This is a genomic window from Mesorhizobium sp. dw_380, assembly GCF_018588885.1.
Lineage (GTDB): Bacteria > Pseudomonadota > Alphaproteobacteria > Rhizobiales > Rhizobiaceae > Mesorhizobium.
This window is the reverse complement of the sequence record NZ_JAFFIW010000139.1, coordinates 1-804: the sequence shown is the minus strand read 5'-3', so window position 1 is coordinate 804 and position 804 is coordinate 1. Positions and strand designations below refer to the sequence as shown.

The 804-nt window shown below is 66.3% G+C and carries 1 protein-coding gene; it reads left to right on the top strand.

The window, feature by feature from the left end; translation table 11 throughout:
• Positions 1 to 804: VCBS domain-containing protein (locus tag JT360_RS33265; protein WP_214477711.1), on the top strand; the 804-nt coding region annotated here is incomplete at both ends.

Sequence of the window (804 nt, the reverse complement as noted above, 5' to 3'; positions counted from 1 at the left end):
CGGCCAATGATGCCAACAGCGTGACGGAAGGGCTTGGCCATTCGACAGGCGGCAACGTGTTCGGTGCTGCCGGAGCGAGTGCCGGCGACCATGCCGACACCATCGGTGCGGACGGCGCGGCGGTCACCGGTGCGGTGACGCGGGCTTATTTTGGCCTTGAGGCCAATGCCGGCAGCGCGACCTACACGACGATCTCGGGAGCGACGGTGATTGCCGGCACCTACGGCAATCTGACGCTGCACGCCGACGGGACCTACACCTACGCACTGACGACGGCGTCGATCCCGGCGGGCGTGACGAACGAGACCTTCACCTACGAGATCAAGGACGGCGACGGCGACACCGACCTCGCGCAACTGGTGATCGGGCTCAACCAGGATTTGAACGTGCCGGAGACGACAGGCTCGACGGCCACCGTCTACGAAGACGGCCTTGCCGACGGCGTGCAGCATGGCGCGACCAGCGAGACGACGACTGGCTCCTTCACGGTTGACGGCAACAACGAAGGCTACACGCTTACCCTCGACGGCGATGCCGGCGGGCCGGTGACGATCACGGCGGTGGGCGACCATGTCACCACCTCAAAGGGCGTGCTGACGATCACCTCGATCTCGGCGCCCGATGCCGGCGGCGTCGTCACCTACGGCTACAGCTATACGCTGTCGGGTGCGCTCACCCACACCGGCCAGGGCGAGGTCAACCCGCTCAGCGACACCATCACCATGGCGGTCACCGACGCCACCGGCGACAGCGACGCCACCCCGGCTTCGATCGTCATCTCGATCGTCGACGACATTCCGGTTG